Origin of the sequence: Allorhizobium borbori (assembly GCF_014196535.1) — a bacterium.
Classification (GTDB): domain Bacteria; phylum Pseudomonadota; class Alphaproteobacteria; order Rhizobiales; family Rhizobiaceae; genus Ectorhizobium; species Ectorhizobium borbori.
The window spans coordinates 104701-120028 of sequence record NZ_JACIDU010000003.1; the positions used below are offsets into that span (position 1 = coordinate 104701).

The 15328-nt window shown below is 60.1% G+C and carries 18 protein-coding genes; 17 read left to right on the top strand and 1 reads right to left on the bottom strand.

Translation table 11 applies throughout. From position 1 onward, the window contains the following. Positions 1–30 precede the first annotated feature (30 nt). The 14 genes from GGQ66_RS04545 to GGQ66_RS04610 all read left to right on the top strand — a co-directional run bounded on the left by GGQ66_RS04545 (position 31) and on the right by GGQ66_RS04610 (position 11525). Positions 31–993 carry a nucleotidyl transferase AbiEii/AbiGii toxin family protein gene (locus GGQ66_RS04545; RefSeq protein ID WP_183789878.1) on the top strand — a complete coding sequence of 321 codons (963 nt, stop codon included), beginning with the start codon at positions 31–33 and terminating at the stop codon, positions 991–993. 105 nt (positions 994–1098) lie between these two features. Beyond that, the gene (locus GGQ66_RS04550) at positions 1099–1524 is read left to right on the top strand and encodes a hypothetical protein (protein WP_183789880.1); all 426 of its coding nucleotides are present in this window, start codon (positions 1099–1101) and stop codon (positions 1522–1524) included. A gap of 115 nt (positions 1525–1639) precedes the next feature. Next, a complete protein-coding gene (locus GGQ66_RS04555) occupies positions 1640–2476 on the top strand; it encodes a PcfJ domain-containing protein (protein ID WP_183789882.1) in 837 nt (278 codons plus the stop codon). Positions 2477–2656: 180 nt separating this feature from the next. Next, positions 2657–2974, top strand: coding sequence for a hypothetical protein (locus GGQ66_RS04560; protein ID WP_183789884.1), 318 nt, complete (start codon positions 2657–2659; stop codon positions 2972–2974). Between the two features lie 273 nt (positions 2975–3247). Further along, the gene (locus tag GGQ66_RS04565; RefSeq protein WP_183789886.1) at positions 3248–4351 is read left to right on the top strand and encodes a hypothetical protein; all 1104 of its coding nucleotides are present in this window, start codon (positions 3248–3250) and stop codon (positions 4349–4351) included. A gap of 57 nt (positions 4352–4408) precedes the next feature. Next, positions 4409–4723 (top strand): hypothetical protein, encoded by a 315-nt coding sequence (locus GGQ66_RS04570; RefSeq protein ID WP_183789888.1) that lies wholly within the window; start codon positions 4409–4411, stop codon positions 4721–4723. 75 nt (positions 4724–4798) lie between these two features. Beyond that, on the top strand, positions 4799–5275 hold the full coding sequence (locus GGQ66_RS04575; protein WP_183789890.1) for a hypothetical protein: 477 nt from the start codon (positions 4799–4801) through the stop codon (positions 5273–5275). A 104-nt stretch (positions 5276–5379) separates the two neighbouring features. Further along, on the top strand, positions 5380–5943 hold the full coding sequence (locus tag GGQ66_RS04580) for a hypothetical protein (RefSeq protein ID WP_183789892.1): 564 nt from the start codon (positions 5380–5382) through the stop codon (positions 5941–5943). Between the two features lie 123 nt (positions 5944–6066). After that, a complete protein-coding gene (locus GGQ66_RS04585) occupies positions 6067–6417 on the top strand; it encodes a hypothetical protein (protein ID WP_183789894.1) in 351 nt (116 codons plus the stop codon). After that, positions 6407–6766: a hypothetical protein gene (locus GGQ66_RS04590; protein WP_183789896.1), complete on the top strand. Its 360-nt coding sequence runs from the start codon at positions 6407–6409 to the stop codon at positions 6764–6766. Before GGQ66_RS04585 ends, GGQ66_RS04590 begins: the two co-directional genes overlap by 11 nt. A gap of 110 nt (positions 6767–6876) precedes the next feature. Then, complete coding sequence (locus GGQ66_RS04595; protein WP_183789898.1) at positions 6877–7503, top strand: hypothetical protein; 627 nt, start codon at positions 6877–6879, stop codon at positions 7501–7503. Beyond that, the gene (locus GGQ66_RS04600) at positions 7487–9697 is read left to right on the top strand and encodes a terminase gpA endonuclease subunit (RefSeq protein ID WP_183789900.1); all 2211 of its coding nucleotides are present in this window, start codon (positions 7487–7489) and stop codon (positions 9695–9697) included. The genes GGQ66_RS04595 and GGQ66_RS04600 overlap by 17 nt, the downstream gene beginning before the upstream one ends. A 1-nt stretch (position 9698) precedes the next feature. Beyond that, entirely contained in the window at positions 9699–9935 is a 237-nt protein-coding gene (locus tag GGQ66_RS04605) for a gpW family head-tail joining protein (RefSeq protein ID WP_183789902.1), read from the top strand. Positions 9936–9950: 15 nt separating this feature from the next. Then, complete coding sequence (locus tag GGQ66_RS04610; RefSeq protein ID WP_183789904.1) at positions 9951–11525, top strand: phage portal protein; 1575 nt, start codon at positions 9951–9953, stop codon at positions 11523–11525. Between the two features lie 2 nt (positions 11526–11527). Here GGQ66_RS04610 and GGQ66_RS04615 read toward each other — a convergent pair whose 3' ends face one another. Then, positions 11528–12286 (bottom strand): hypothetical protein, encoded by a 759-nt coding sequence (locus tag GGQ66_RS04615; RefSeq protein WP_183789906.1) that lies wholly within the window; start codon positions 12284–12286, stop codon positions 11528–11530. Positions 12287–12403: 117 nt separating this feature from the next. Here GGQ66_RS04615 and GGQ66_RS04620 point away from each other — a divergent pair, with 117 nt between their 5' ends. The 3 genes from GGQ66_RS04620 to GGQ66_RS04630 are packed head-to-tail and all read left to right on the top strand — an operon-like array spanning position 12404 to position 15263. Beyond that, entirely contained in the window at positions 12404–13825 is a 1422-nt protein-coding gene (locus tag GGQ66_RS04620; RefSeq protein WP_183789908.1) for a S49 family peptidase, read from the top strand. Positions 13826–13837: 12 nt separating this feature from the next. Further along, positions 13838–14191: a head decoration protein gene (locus GGQ66_RS04625; protein WP_183789910.1), complete on the top strand. Its 354-nt coding sequence runs from the start codon at positions 13838–13840 to the stop codon at positions 14189–14191. A 22-nt stretch (positions 14192–14213) separates the two neighbouring features. Continuing rightward, entirely contained in the window at positions 14214–15263 is a 1050-nt protein-coding gene (locus GGQ66_RS04630; protein ID WP_183789912.1) for a major capsid protein, read from the top strand. Positions 15264–15328 lie beyond the last annotated feature (65 nt).

Sequence of the window (15328 nt, forward strand, 5' to 3'; positions counted from 1 at the left end):
ACGATCTCCTCACAGTCTGAGGAGACACCGATGAGAAAGCAGTTTTCCCCCGCCCAGATCGCACTCGGCCATTCGTTCAAGCAGGCGTGCGCCAACAACGATCTGGACACCCAGCTCGCCGCTCCCCGATACGTCGGCGAGCGCTTCCTGGCGCACTGGCATGCGGGAATGGGTCCGTCTCGTATCATGATCAAAGGCGGATACAAGTTCGGTCAGGCCGACAGGCCGACGCAGGACTGCGATATCGTCACCGTCCGGAGATATAGCAACGGCGAGATACAGCGCGGTTTCGGCATCATCGCTGAGCGCCTGGCCGCCGAAGGCATCACGTTAAGCCGCTGGTCTTCGGAAGCGCAGGAGATCGAAACAGGACACGACCCCGTCGTTCGTTACAAGATCGAGGCGACCCTTGGCACCATCCGCGCCAACGTCGACTTGGACATCTCAACCGCTATCGGCCCCGACGCATTTCCCAGGGACGTCCCTTTCGAAGACCTTCCGAGGATGTTCAAGGCTCCGAAGTGGCCGACGCTGCACGCTCAGGTGCAGCCTGACGAAGCTGCTGTCGCTGAGAAGTGGATCGCGGTCATAATGCAAGACGCTGGCGATTATCGCGTCAAGCACTTGGCTGACGTGATCTCGTATAACGCCCGTGGCGTCGATCTCGACCGTGTAGCCGAGGAACTGATCCGTGTTTGCCGTCATCGCGGCATTCCGATATCGGTTTGCGCGCCGTCGCCGCCGGCTCTCCGCTGGCCCCGTTGCGACCATCGGGAGTCATCGTGGAACGCGTTCCGGGCAAAACGGAACTGTCCATTGACGTATGATCAGGCTTGGATCGACGTCAGCGCCTATTGGGCTGATACACATCGCGCGCTCACTCTAGCGCTCAGGAACGGACCGAGACGTACGTTCTCCGACCGAATAATATTCGACGAAATCATGGCAGCGTCACGCCGACCAACAGTACATCAGTACATCCCAAAAATGTAACTCGATTATATATATTTATATATACAAATAGCTTGCTTCATTCCGCCGATGGAGCAACCATTGTTGTTAGGAGGCATTCAGCAACAAGCCTCAGAGGAGATGGAAATGACAACACTACTTCAGACATTGGCGAGCATCCAAGATTCCGCCGTTATATTGGGCCACGTGCATCGTCGTCAGGCCGATCTGGACACGCTCTTCGCCAAGAAGTCAGATCGGGACTTCAGCCAAGCTACGACCGAAGACTTGTTCGATCTCTGCTTTGTAGATGCGTTCTTCGGCCATCTAGCACGTCCCTATATGCTTAAAGACATGCAACAATGGCAGGCTGATACCCATGCCAGATATGAAAAAGATGCTGCGGTCGTTGCCGCAGGCATCAGCAGGGCAGCCAAGGAGCTGCATGTCAAAGCAGGCATGCTCGCGGCTCAGACGTTAATGTTCGGCACAGGACCTCGCTCGTGGAAGCAGACCGAGAAATATCTCGCGATCGCCGAAGAGCCTAGAGGCGATGCGTCCTTGGCAGCCTGAGCCCAACATTAACCTTTCACGCAAGAGGCGGCCCCCCAGCCGCCTTTTTCTATGCATGGGGCCCGGACATCATCCCCTCAGACGACTATGTCGAAGGCAACCTGGGGAGACGGCCATGAAACTGACGGACGACGAGAGGATGGCGATGCGCATGCTGCGCGAGGAACTCTGCCTCCAGGACATGTACATCGTGCATGACAGGATGGAAGAATTCCTCGACCTCAGCATTGGTCGCGCCTTCATCACTCAGGTGCGCGCCCTTGATCGCCAGAAATACAAGGGCGCTGTCCCGCCTGAGCGTCCTCGGCACATCGTCCTGCAGACATGGAAAGCCCGTATCGAAGCGTGGACCCGTGTTCACGAGTACGATTTGATCGAGATTATCGACTGGCTCATTTCGTCTTGCGCCCAGCCATTGCCTTGGATCGAGAACCTCGACGAACTCGGGCGACCCAAGAAGCTCATGAAGTGCGCCGGGATTACCGCGCTGGCGTACGAGGCGAACAAATGGGCGCTCCGTCGCGACACCATGCTCGCGAATATCAGGCTCGGTCCTGACGACGAGCATGTCGAAATGGACCTCGGCGGCGGCCTGACGTTGGTGCGGATGCTGACGCCCGCCGCGCTGGACGTCGAAGGCGCGCGCATGCAGCACTGCATCGGCAAAGGCGGCTACGACGTCCGTCTCCATGAAGAGTACGGATGCCGATACTACTCCGTCAGGGCTTCGGATGGCGAACCCGTGGCGACGATCGAGGTCTGCGACGAATACGTCGACGACGTCTCGCGCGGTGTCATTCGGCAGCTACAAGGTCCTCGCAACTCGCACCCCGATCCGGACGTCGTCGCGCGCGTGGTCGAGGCGATGCCGTCCATGAACTGGGTGGCGAGCTGGGCGACAGAGAGCCGTATCGAGGAGCAGACTGCCGCGCCCCTTGGCCCTCGTATGTAGGATATGTCGATGAACACCTTTGATCCCCAGAAGAGAGCCGCCGAGAAACAGGCATCTCGCGATGAGGATGGTTGCCATCGGCGGGAAGCCGATCCGTCGACAAAAACCATCAGATGATTTGTAGCCCGCCGCCGGCGGCCACACCATTTCCGTAGTCAGTGCGTCAGAGGGAGAAATGACATGCAGGACAGACCGACCGAAGAAATGGACGTGATGGTCCTTACCATGCGCGCGATCGAGGCGCACATGGCGCTCTACAGCGATGCGCAGCAGGACATCATGATGCAGCACGTGCGCGGCCTTGCGGCCTACGAGGCCAGCCGCCCCGAGTGGAAGCGCCCCGTCAAGGACAACGTCATCGATCTGGAGATCGCCCGTGTGAAGGCCCGGCTTGAGGGACATGTCCGTCGTGAACGCTCGTCGGCTATTGCCGAGACCAGGAACACGGTGAAGCATTGGGTGAATGCTTTCGGAGACGACGTGTATGACGGCGACTAAACCCACATTCCCCGAACCAGGCGACGACGCCTGGCCGCCCTGTGACGATCCCGAGTGCGATCACTACATGGCCCCCTGGTGGCCCGAGGCGATAGCGCAATGGGAACTGGATACGGAAGACGCCACGGCCCCGTCGGGTCTCCCCAACTGCTTCTGGTAATCAGGACCCCGCCATCGTCGCGGGGTCTTCCATTTCAGGAATCGTGCCGGCGGACGCCCGTCGTGCGAAATCCAGGACAACAATCAACTCAGACACCAAAAAGGGAGATTGTGATGTCTGAGTTGAACAAAAAGCCTGATAACCTGCTGCTCAAAGTTGCCTACGATGCCGAGCGAGTCACCCTTCAGAGAGCGACAAACGGCTACGTGACACGGAACCCTGTGGCCTCAAACGGAAAGACGTCATCTATTCCGTTTTTGACGACAGTCGCGACTTCGATCTTAATCGATCGCCTAGAGTCCAGTCGTTGCAGGATAGAAATCGAGCCAGCCAGAACGCCAGATGCACAGACGGTAGTCACCGTCTACAAGCGCCGATGTGATGACAACACCTCAGAGCACATCGTCTACATCCCCAAAGGTTACGAGGTGCCTGGATGGGTATGGAACACGCTGTATAAAAAGCCCTTCCGCGTCGTCAACACGCCTTTCAATCAAGACGCGAGCGAAGCGGCTGAAGACAAGCTGCACCTCTTCACCGAGCGCGGCAAGGGTTTTCCTAAGCCGAAACTCATCATGTATCCTGAACTCGGTCTTGGTGACGTTGAGACGGGATGGACAATTGGCTCCCCGGCCTTCTGCCAGCCCCAGTACCGTCGCCCTGAAGCAGCCGACCTCGCCGCATACGCAAAGGCTGTCGTCAAGCCTGACGCTCCCGACGTCGCCACCGTCGCGGCCGCCGAACTCACGCCGTCCCTGCCGGATATCGACACCCGCATCTCGGCGATCGCGGGCCTTCTGGCACTGGCGACGGCCAACTACGACTCGGTCGACGAGGACGATCTCAAGGCCGCCACGGCAGCAGGCTATGCCAACCCGACCGTCCTCTCGGCTGTCGTGGACATGCTCAAGGACGTCACCGAGGACGCCGAGAGCCGTGGACGGTCGGCAGGATGGGATGACGGCTGGAAGGCCAAGGAGGCGACGATCGGAGACGACGGCCTCGACACCGCGTCGCGGATCGCGAAGGGTGGAAGGCTGCGCTCGACGCCCGAGGAGATGGACCCGATCCTGCGCCTCGTGCGCGCCCAGACTATCGTCGCCGAACTCGACGCCGCCAAGGCTCTGGAGGACGATATGTTGGACTTCGACGACGTCGAAGCTGTTGTCCAGGCTGCCAAAGCGTTCCGCGAAGCTGTCAGCAAAACCATCCGTTAACCCCCGGACAAGGTCTCCATCTCCCGGTAGCGTGCCGACGGAATGGAGACCTTTTTCATGCCCGCAATTTCCCACCACGAAGCCCGACAGCGCCTGTTCACCCACCTTGCCGCCATGCTCGCATACTGGCGCGATCTCCCGCCCGAGCAGCTTCTCCGCGGCAACCCTGACGCCGATCCCGTTCACGAGCGCCTGAGCGGATTCTTGTTTTCCACGCTCGTAGCCATCGACGGCAGCGCGGCGCTTCCCGGTTTTGACCTTGTCCCGCGTGACGATAACGAATGGCCGACGACGTCGATAAATGAGAACGTCGAACTGCATGCCGCTTTTCCCGAGGACCTCATTCCACCTCCCAGCACACCACGGTCTTAACCGGATTTTTTCCAAAGTATCGAACGCTGTCTTTACTTTAGACGACGTAGACATGGCGCGGAAATGGAGAAGCACATGTCTGATAATCCTGATGAAAATCGCAAAGTCCTAAGCCTCGACGAACATCGTGCCAAGCGGCGGCCCGTGAAAGCGGTTGATGAGGATACCGACGACGATGATGTTGAGGACGACGGCGAACGTTTCGTTGCGACATTCCAGGGCGACCCCGATGACATTTTCGATCAGGTCGTCGAATTCCTGAGCGGCGATCCCGAGATCGGCGACGTTATTGCTGTCCGTCCTCAGCTGCTGATCCTCGAAGACGAAGGCGATGGAGACGTGCACGGCAGATACGATGACGCCGTCTGGGAAGAAACTCTGCCGATGTGGGATGTTGACGGGGACGACGGAGAGCCGCTCGGACCGTTCGACGCATCTGTTCTGCTGGAATTGATCAGGACGCATGCCGACGACTTCAAAGCTATGCTAGGTTCCAAGGAGCCTGTGCAGAACGATGACAACGCTTTCCTGACGGCCTTCTATCAGTACTGATAGCGGAGCATTTCAAGACCCCGGGGCCGCCCCGGGGTCTTGCCCGTGAAACGCCAAGCTTCACCCACGCTGCTCCGCGATCCTCGTATTGGAGGAGCAACCCCATGGCAGGCATCACAGTACAACCTAACACACTGGACCTCGGGACCCTCGAGGCCGATATCAGGCGCGCTGCTACCCTGACCCTCAGGGGTATGTCTGACGGTCTGCGTGACGGCCATCGTCAGTATCTCCGCGACAATCTCGACAGTCCGACGGTGTTCACCGAGAACTCCTTGTATGTCGTAGGCACCACGGCCGCGACGCCCGAGATCATTGTAGGCGTCAAGGACCAACAGGCCGGCTATCTCCAGTACGCCTATGACGGTGGTCACAGAGACCGCGCCGTGGTGCCCACTCTCGACGCGCCTTTGGACACCCATGGCAATCTGCCGCGTGGATACACCCGTGCTGTGGCGGCCGCCGATGGCTTCTGGCTGACAACGCCCAAGGGCATCCGCGGCCTGTTTACGGACAATGGCAACGGCGGCCTGCGCGCGCTCGCCCTGGTGCTGGACACCGACTATGAGCAGCGCCTTGATTTCCGTGAGGAAATTGAAGACCTCGTAGACGAGCTGCTCCCTGACGCCGCCGAGAAGGCGTTCTCGCTCGTGTTCGGTCAGTCGTAAAAATTGCCGGCGGCGCGATATCAGGCTAACGGCCGACATAGAATCTCCTGAGCGACAAGGGAGATTGCAATGTCGAATACGGAGAGAGTTCTACGCAGACACGAGATCACGGACTGCTGGTTCGTGGATGAAATCACGACTATCGAGGAATGCGATATCGCTCTCTCGATCCTCATGGAATACGCGGAACATATTGACGTCGATCTCGACCATTACGTCAAGTTGCGCAGTAGGCAGGTCCATGACACGGCGTTCGATGAGGCATGGTGCATGCGCGCCCGTGGTGCGTTGGGTTATAAGCGATCAGCAATCAGGGCCGTAGAAAGACTTCGGAAGAACATAGCGGATAAGGAGCGCCAATCGTTCTTTGAGTTCATCGGCAGTGTCGTCGGCGACGAGACGATGGATGGATGGCGAAAGCAGTTCAGCAGAGATCGTAAGGAAGCTGAGAGGGCTGCTAACCATGGCAATTGAAACCGCACCCGAGATTGAGCTCGACAGCTCACACAAGGTGCAGTCGTTCCTGACAGACGCTGCGGATCGTTTCGTGATGTCTTACTCAACTGCCCTTTTTCAGTCGCTCTTGACCCCTGTCAACGAGAACACACTCGATCCTGTTCAGCAGGTTATCGCTCTCGACGATGCTGTCAAAAAGGGCATTGTCTCGCGCGCCGAGGCATGCCGTCGCATGGGCTATGACATCGAGGAGATTGATGCCGAGCGGGCGGATGAAGAAGCGCGCCTTCTTGAGCTTGAACCTACTTTGAGTGAGTTCTTGGAAGCTCTAAGAACCACCACGCCTCACACACCCCCCTGGGGGTAGGTTCTCCTAAGGCCATGAACTTCAACAGGTTTCGCGTTCGTCGGGGTTCCCTCACTGGGAGCCCTGAAAACCAGGTAACAACCTGAGGACCTGGCCGACGGGGAGCAGAAATGTCGGAAACAATCCAGAAATCTTCGGGCGTCTCTCAGGCACAGTTCTCCATCATCGCGGGCGTGTCACGAAAGACCGTAACGACATGGAAATCAAAAGGCTTTCTGGTTTTTCTCGATGATGTAACGGTCGATGTCGACGCCTCGATCGCGCTCCTCCGAGATCGCGGCCTCGGAAATTTCGGCGACGTTACCCCGTCCGTTACCCCATCGGAAACGGGTAACAGCTTCGATGACGGACCCGATCCGTTCGCGGTCGCCGTCGAACGCACCGAGCAAGCCCGACAGATCGGCGACGTTGCCGCCGAGGTCATGAATTCACCCGACTTCGAACTCCTCTCGTACGCCGACGCGTCAAGGATGAAGGAGAACTTTCTCGCGCTGACACAGCGCCTCAATTACGAAACGAAGGTTGGCCGGCTCGTCGATCGATCGGAAGTCGAAGCCGACTTTGCCAACCGTTGGGCCGCCGAACGCAACGCCTGGGAAGTCTGGCCGTCGACCGTCTGCGGCGATATCGCGGCTCAGCTCGGCCTCGATCAGGTCAAGGTTCGCGTCGTACTCGAGGCTGCCGTCCACTCCCATCTAACCGCCCGCATCCAGGCCGCCTATGACGAAGTGGCGTAACCGGGAGGCGGAAGACGCCGATGAACTCACGACTTCGGAAGCCTTGGCTCGTCTCTTCGACGACGAGCTGCCTGGATTGCCCGACCCGGCGTTCGTATCGAGGTCTGCCTTCGTTGCGGGATACAAACCTGCCGCGAGGTTGAAGGTCTCCGAATGGGCCGACAAGAACCGCATCCTTGCGGGCGTCGGTGCATCTGAGCCAGGCCAGTGGCGCACCGACCGTACCCCTTATCTCCGCGAGTTGATGGACAACCTGTCCGCAGGATCGGAGGTTTGGAAGCAGTCGCTTATAGCAGGCGCGCAGTTGGGCAAGACCGAGTCCGGCCTGAACTGGATCGGCTACACGATCGACAACAATCCGGGTCCCTTCATGTTCGTGCTGCCGAAGGCGGACACGGCGAAGAAGATCAGCAAGCAGCGTATCGCACCCCTCCTGAATTCGACAGCATCCCTCCGCGAGAAGATTACTGACCGCAACCTTCTATCGCTCGAGTATCTCGGCGGCATGATGTTCTTCGCATCGGCGCAAAGCGCCAGCGACCTGATGTCCATGCCCGTCAAGGACCTCTATCTCGACGAGGTCGACCGCATGCCCGTGGACGTCGAGGGCGAAGGCCCTCCGTTCAACCTAGCCATTGCCCGTACCCGCACCTTCAAGAGCAAGCGGAAAATCTACTTCACCTCTACGCCGACACACGAGTCGACGTCGGTGATCTGGAACGAAGGCTGGCTCAAGGGCGACATGCGCCTGTACTTCATGCCGTGTCCCCTCGACGGCTGCGGCAATGACATCGTCTTCGAATTCGAAAACCTCAAATGGACATGGGGGAAGGCAAAGGAGACGGTCCATTACGAATGCCCTCACTGCAAGGGCAAGATTTACGAGCGCGAAAAGACCGGCATGCTCGCCAAGGGGCGTTGGATACCGACGCGCAAGGACCTGGAGAACGTCGAGCCTGGCGTCCGTTCCTATCGTCTGCCGTCCCTGTATTCGCCGATTGGCTGGTACAGCTGGGACGAGATGGCCATCAAGTGGGAAGGTGTTCAAGGGAACCCGTCGAGGATCGCGGAATTCCGCAACGTCGATCTGGCGCTCCCGTCTGTCGAGGTTTCCGAACGTGTCGACTGGGATGTCGTCTGGACGCGGGGCGACGTCGGCGCGCAGCCGTATCAGATGTTGCCCGAGGGCGCTCCGATACCCCGCGAGGTCCTTTTTCTCACAGGCGGAATGGATATCGGTCAGGATCATATTGAGCTCGGGGTCTGGGGATGGGGTCGCAACCGCAAGCGCTGGCTCATCGATCACATCCGCATCTACGGCCCGACGTCTTCGATGTACACGAAGGAAATATGGGACCTCGCCGCTACTGAAATACATCGCACCTACACGAACGTTGACGGCGTCGAACTCGGCTTCCGCAAGGTTCTAGTCGATACCGGGTATATTCCCGAGGTCGTGAAGCCGTGGGTGCGGCAGCAAAACCAGTTGATCGTTATGTGCTGCGATGGCGTGGATGGTGCCGATCAGGCCTTTAACGGCGTCAAGGTCGTAAACCAGGGTGTACCGGTTCAAGGCTCGTCGGGAAAGACCACGAAGGTCGGCTCGATCCCCGTGGTCATGGTGGACGTCTCGCTTTTCAAGAGCGAGTTGATGGGCTCATTGTCCATCCCGCGCCCCGAGATATCGGAAGTATCCCCAGACGGATGGGTACATATGCCTGTGCAGGGTGGCTCCTTCACCACGGAAATCTGCAAACAGTTGGTCTCGGAGCGCAAAGTCATCGAGCGTGACTCCAACGGCGGCATCACCAAGATCAGGTGGGATCGCGTGGAAGGTCGCCGCGCCGAGGTTCTCGACGGCCACAACTATGCCAGAGGCGGCGCTGAGCTCCTTGGATGGAGCCGAATGACGGACGCGCACTTTGCCCGCTTCGAACGCGAGTTGGTGGATGCCGCCACCGCCATCAAGGAGGCCAAGGCCGCCTCCGACCGTGGCGCACCCATCACTAAGCCGCCTGTTTCGAAGGTCGGCGTCATCTCGCCGAAGACCACCGTCTCCAAGCCCGTCACTATCGCCGTGCCTCAAGCGCGGACGACGGGTCCTACTGTGACGATCACAGGAGCAGCCCCAGAACCGCAGCGTCTGGTGCCTCTTCCGAAAGCCATGAGAACTATGGCGACAGCAGGAGATTGAGATGGCGACGACGGAAATCCTGACCCTCCAGATGAGGATCGCGGAAGCCGAGATGGCGAAGCACCAGATCGCGATGGGCAAACAGCTCGTGGTCCTGTCATACAGCGCCGAGGGCACGAACACCCAGCAGTGGAGCCAGGCGTCGCTTCCCGCCCTCGAACGCCACATCGCCGACATGAAGGCACAGCTCGCTCGCTTCACGGGCGTCGGCGTTCGCGGCCCGATCTACATCGCGTAACCGGAGACCGCGACCATGGCCGTCTCCATCTCCAGTCCTGACGTCTCGAACCTGATCCTCGCCGCCGACGGCTCTCCGATGCGTCGTATGTCGACGTCGGCGCAGGACAGTGCCTATCGCGCGGCGTCGCAGGAACACGTCGCGATGAAGGCGTTCCGTCCGCCTCGTGGATCAGCGGACAGCGACCTGCTTCCCGAGAAGGACACTATCGATGCACGCGCTCGCGACATGGTTCGCAACGAGCCGTTGGCGAAGTCCGGTATCGGCGTGTGGCTCGACATGGCCATCGGCACGGGCGTCACCGTTCAGCCGATGCCCGACTACCGCGCGCTCGGGATTACGAAGAAGCAGGCCGACGAGTGGGCGTCCGTGGTGAAGAACCTCGTCCACGAGCATCTCGACTCGCGTTTTATCGACGCCAGCGGTCACGGCCCTCTGCTCGACATGATGCGGCTGATCTTCAGAACGAAGTTGATACAAGGCGAGTTCGCGCTCCTTCCACATTATCTGCCGGACCGTCCAGGTACGAAGTTCGGCACCTGTTACCAGATCATCGATCCCGACCGCATCTGCAACGACAAGGACCAGCCCGATACCGTCGACCTGCGTTCCGGCGTCCGCATTGACGAGTACGGCGGAGCGGTGGCGTATCAGGTGCGTAAGTCGCACGAGTCCGATGGTGTATTCGGATACGACCCGAAGCAGTACGAGTGGGAGGAAATCCCTGCCTACGACGAATTCGGACGTCCGCGCTTCATGCTCGAATTCGAGCGCGAAAGAGCCGAGCAGCATCGCGGCCTGAGCCTTCTGGCGGCCGTCATGCCCAAGTTCAAGGTCGCTAGCGAATACGAGTCGGCCGAGCTACAGGCCGCTCTCGCCAACGCGATCGTCGCCGCCTTCACCGAGTCCTCCATGGACATGCCGTCGCTGCTGGAGATGTTCGGCGGCGATGCGGCGGCCCTCATGCAGAACCGCGCCGACTACCAGCTGAAAATGCAGATGGGCGCTATCATGCCCCTGTTCCCGGGCGACAAGTTCGCCTCCCACAACCCGGCAAGACCGAACACCGCTTTCCCGGCATTCATGGACAGCGTCGCACGTCACATCTCCGCAGGCGGCTTCGAGCTGCCGAAAGACTTTGTTCTCCGAGACTTCACGGGCGGCTCCTACACCTCCCTGAAGATGGCGTTCAATACCGCGCAGAGAACGGTCGGCACGGCACGGGAATGGATGAAATCCCACTTCCTCGCTCCCGTCGTCGGCATGATTATCGAGGAGGCCGTTGGCAGAGGCTTCGTCGAAGCGCCGGGTTTCTACGAGAACCGCCGCGCCTGGACACGGTGCAACTATATCTTCGACGGTGCCGGCTGGCTCGACCCCGTCCGTGAGGCGCAGGCCGCGCAGCTTCGAATCGCCGCCACGATCTCGACGCTTCAGGACGAATGCGCCGAACAGGGCAAGGACTGGGAAGAGGTCCTCGAGCAGCGTGCGGCCGAGTTGAACAAGATGAAGGAACTGAACCTCGACGTCGCGGTCATTCAGCAGACCGTCGCTGTCGCGCCCCAGACCCCTGAGGAACACGACCGCTGATATCAGACCGTTGTCGTCGTCGAATCCCATAGGCGTTCGATGACGGCTTCTTCGATCTTCTTGAAGAGCGGCTCGCCCTCGGCCTTCAGCTTGTCCGCGCTTTCGCGCATGCGCGGGCGGACGTCATGTTCCTGGTTGATCTGATGTTCGAGTACCGCCGAGTGAATCAGGTCTATCAACGTCTTCATATCCTGGCGGATCGCGGGCAGGACGAAGATGCCGTGCTTCGACAGCGAGGCGTTCGCTTCACGTAATTTATCCATGGCGTCGGCGTAACGGTATCGCTCCAGTATACCGATGTAGGTGTTCTGTTTGTCGGTCGCGTCCCTGATACCACGCTTCTGTCCTTCCGAGAATCGTGTGCCCGAGAGGAATTCGTCGAGGTCCGCCTCGTTCATACGGCCGATGTCGGCGTATTGCTGGAATACCGCCATGTAGCCGCCAGCCCAGTCTCGGGCATCGACTAGCTTCGCCCAGATGTCCGGAAGAAGTTCGAACTCGCGGTCGTGAAGACGCTTTGTCCTGTCGAAGACGCCGTTGATGCGGTGACGCAGCCGTTCCAGCTCTCGGGTCTGCTCTGACTTGTAGGCCTCGAGCTGTTTCGCGAACTTCTGGTCGATCCACTTCGCCCCGAGGTACCTGAAGAATGCGTAGGCCGCCCCGATGAGGGCGACGATCGACACGCCGATCAGGCTCAGGATGGCGAGGATCGTTTTCAGGACTTCCCAGAGCCTGAGTATTTCGGCGAATAGTTCAGTCATGACGTCCCCCGTTACCCGTGGACGTACAAGTAATGTGTGGCCCCGACCGCCGCAACACTTTCACCGGGCCTCACACGTTCCTGCTGGCGTCTCCTGATAGAAATTCAGGAGTGACAGATGCTCAAGCTTTTCAGATCGACGTCCCACCTCGGACAGCCTTGGGCTATCGAGCAGTCGGCTATGCGCGCGATCCTCGCCCGCGCCGAGGAGCAGGAACGGTCTTTTCAGGCGATCGCGAAAGAATGGGGCGACCAGCTCGAGGGAGCTTGGGACGGCCAGATACACAACGGCATTGCCGTGATTCCAGTCGGCGGCGTCCTAATGAGGCAGCTGTCCTGGTGGGGTCTTTTCTCCGGTTCCAGCTCATACGAAATCCTGATCAGGGACATCAACGCTGCCGTCAAGAACCCAGACGTCCGCGCGATCATTCTGGACGTCGATAGCCCCGGTGGCGAGGTGACCGGCTGTGCCGAGTTGGCCGACGCCATCCATTCCATGGCTCAGGAAAAGACCATCGTCGCCTACGGCACGGGCATGGTCGCCTCGGCCGCCTACTGGATCGCTTCCTCGTGCAGCCGTGTCGTGGTCTCCGCAACGTCCTCCGTCGGCTCCATCGGCGTCATGGCGACAATCATGGACGCGAGCGCCGCCTACGAGCGGAGCGGCATCAAGGAATACCGTTTCATCTCCTCTCAATCGCCGATGAAGAACGCCGATCCCGGCACCAAGGAAGGCGACGCCGCCATCCAGACGAACGTCGACGCGCTCGCCGAAGTCTTCGTTTCCGCCGTCGCGAATTTTCGCCGGGTCTCACGCGCGGACGTCCTGTCAGATTTCGGGAAAGGCGGATGTTTTGTCGGCCAGGCGGCGGTGGATGCGGGTCTCGCAGACGCGGTCGGCAGCCTGGAAGGCCTGATCTCCGAACTCGGAAACACCAATCAATCGACTGCCCCGGCTCTGCCGGCGGTGACGGGAGGAAACGAAATGGGTCTCATCAAGGCGACAGCCAAGAGCCTGAAAGTCAAAGCCAAGGCGCGGGCCGCCGAGGAAGACCAGAACGCCGAGGACGAGGAAGAACTCGACGCCGAAGACGAGGATGACGTCAACGCCGAAGGCGAGGACGACGACACCACGGCCGAAGGCGAAGACGACGATACGTCCGCCGAGGACGAAGAGGTCGACGCCGAGGACGAGGAAGAAGCCGAAGACGAAGAACCCGTTCCGGCCTCCAAGGCCAAGGCGAAGGGTGAAAAGGCCCGTATCGCCGCGATCCTCGGCCACCCGGCCGCCGTCGGCCGTCGCAAGCTCGCCGAGCATATTGCCCTCTCGACGTCGATGTCCGTCAAGGCGGCCGCCGACATGCTCCGCGCTTCGCCGAAGAAGACCGCCACGTCCGCCAAGGGCAACGGCTTCGACGCCCGTCTGCGCGCCCAGGGCAACGTCAAGCTCGGTGCCGGCAGTCAGGGGACCAGGTCGGCCCGTGACGGCGGCGACGAACTCCTCGCAACCGCAAAGATGCTCGGCATCAAAACCAGGTAAGGAAACCCACCGATGTCCGCATCTTTTTCCCGCACAAGCTACGTCGTCAAGGAAATCATCGCTGGTGATTTCCCGCTCGTGACACGCCCCGGCGTCCTGGCCGCTGGCCAGAACCTGACGCGCGGTGCTGTCCTTGGCCGCGTGACCGCCACCGGTAAGCTCGTCCTGTCGGTCGCCGCGGCCACCGATGGATCGGGGACGCCGTTCGCCATCCTCGCTGACGAAGAGGCCGACGCATCGGCTGCCGACGTCGGCGTCACCTCCTACCTCACTGGCCAGTTCCTCGCCCGGAACCTGACCTTTGGCGCGGGTCACACGGCCGACAGCACGCGCGACGCGCTGCGTCTGCTCAGCATCCACATCTAATCGCGGCGGGGGGAACATAACCATGGCCAAGACTATCGACATCTACAGCACCAACGCCATGCTCAAGGCATCGCGTTCGCTTATCACTCCGAAGCTCGGCATCTTGGACCTCTGGTTCCGCACCGAGCAGCTGGAAGCAACCGAGGAAATCCACTTCGATATCGAAGTGAAAAAGCGCAAGATCGCTCCCTTCGTCGCTCCGACGTCGCAGGGCAAAATCATCGAGCGCGACGGCTACGAGACGGCGACCTTCCGTCCCGCCTACGTGAAGCCTAAGACTCCGCTGCGTCCGGCTGACGCCCTGAAGCGCGCGATCGGAGAAGGCCTCGAAACACCTCTGACTCCGTTCCAGCGGCGTCAGGCGTCGCTCCTGGCGACGATCGCGGACCACAAGGAGATGATCGATCGCCGCCTCAACCTGATGGCCGTCGAGTCCGTCGTGGACGGAAAGGTCACCGTCAAGGGTGACGGGTACGCGGAAAAGGTCGTCAGGTTCGGCCGCGACGATAGCCTATCGATCGTGCTGTCCGGTTTTGACAAATGGGACGAGGACGGCGCGACGCCGATCGACGACCTGGAAGCTGCGTGCGAGCGCGTCCACGAACTCGAAGGCGCTCCCGTCACCGATATCGTCATGGACCCCGTGGCAACGAAGTACTTCAGGCGCAACAAGCAGGTCACCGAAATCCTCGACATCCGGCGCGCCGCCGGCGCGCCGACAGCCGAGCTTGGCGGCCTGGGTTTGGCGTCGGTGCCGAACGGCCTGAAGTTCGTCGGTAACTTCGGCTCGTTCAACGTCTGGACGTATTCCGAATACTACCTCGACCCCGATACCAACACCGTGAAGCCCGTGTTCGCACCTGGCACCGTTGTCGGAGGCTCGGACGCAATCGAGGGACTGCGTGCATACGGCGCGATCCTCGACGAAGAAGCAGGAATCCAGGCGGTGTCGATCTTCCACAAGAGCTGGGTCGAGAACGATCCGTCGGTGCGCATGCTGCTGTCGCAGACGTCGCCTCTTCCGGTCCCGACACGTCCGAACGGCTCCTTCTCCATGAAGGTTTTCGGCTGACCAAACGAGGCCCCGCCGAAACGGGGCCTCTTTCAGTCCACTGTCATCAGAATTAGGAGACGCCA

Bases quoted from the DNA above. Each gene is read 5' to 3' on its own strand.
- GGQ66_RS04560 (WP_183789884.1), top strand. From the start codon at position 2,657: ATGCAGGACAGACCGACCGAAGAAATGGACGTGATGGTCCTTACCATG.
- GGQ66_RS04630 (WP_183789912.1), top strand. From the start codon at position 14,214: ATGGCCAAGACTATCGACATCTACAGCACCAACGCCATGCTCAAGGCA.
- GGQ66_RS04575 (WP_183789890.1), top strand. From the start codon at position 4,799: ATGTCTGATAATCCTGATGAAAATCGCAAAGTCCTAAGCCTCGACGAA.
- GGQ66_RS04625 (WP_183789910.1), top strand. From the start codon at position 13,838: ATGTCCGCATCTTTTTCCCGCACAAGCTACGTCGTCAAGGAAATCATC.
- GGQ66_RS04600 (WP_183789900.1), top strand. From the start codon at position 7,487: ATGACGAAGTGGCGTAACCGGGAGGCGGAAGACGCCGATGAACTCACG.
- GGQ66_RS04610 (WP_183789904.1), top strand. From the start codon at position 9,951: ATGGCCGTCTCCATCTCCAGTCCTGACGTCTCGAACCTGATCCTCGCC.
- GGQ66_RS04550 (WP_183789880.1), top strand. From the start codon at position 1,099: ATGACAACACTACTTCAGACATTGGCGAGCATCCAAGATTCCGCCGTT.
- GGQ66_RS04615 (WP_183789906.1), bottom strand. From the start codon at position 12,286: ATGACTGAACTATTCGCCGAAATACTCAGGCTCTGGGAAGTCCTGAAA.
- GGQ66_RS04580 (WP_183789892.1), top strand. From the start codon at position 5,380: ATGGCAGGCATCACAGTACAACCTAACACACTGGACCTCGGGACCCTC.
- GGQ66_RS04605 (WP_183789902.1), top strand. From the start codon at position 9,699: ATGGCGACGACGGAAATCCTGACCCTCCAGATGAGGATCGCGGAAGCC.
- GGQ66_RS04565 (WP_183789886.1), top strand. From the start codon at position 3,248: ATGTCTGAGTTGAACAAAAAGCCTGATAACCTGCTGCTCAAAGTTGCC.
- GGQ66_RS04620 (WP_183789908.1), top strand. From the start codon at position 12,404: ATGCTCAAGCTTTTCAGATCGACGTCCCACCTCGGACAGCCTTGGGCT.
- GGQ66_RS04570 (WP_183789888.1), top strand. From the start codon at position 4,409: ATGCCCGCAATTTCCCACCACGAAGCCCGACAGCGCCTGTTCACCCAC.
- GGQ66_RS04595 (WP_183789898.1), top strand. From the start codon at position 6,877: ATGTCGGAAACAATCCAGAAATCTTCGGGCGTCTCTCAGGCACAGTTC.
- GGQ66_RS04590 (WP_183789896.1), top strand. From the start codon at position 6,407: ATGGCAATTGAAACCGCACCCGAGATTGAGCTCGACAGCTCACACAAG.
- GGQ66_RS04555 (WP_183789882.1), top strand. From the start codon at position 1,640: ATGAAACTGACGGACGACGAGAGGATGGCGATGCGCATGCTGCGCGAG.
- GGQ66_RS04545 (WP_183789878.1), top strand. From the start codon at position 31: ATGAGAAAGCAGTTTTCCCCCGCCCAGATCGCACTCGGCCATTCGTTC.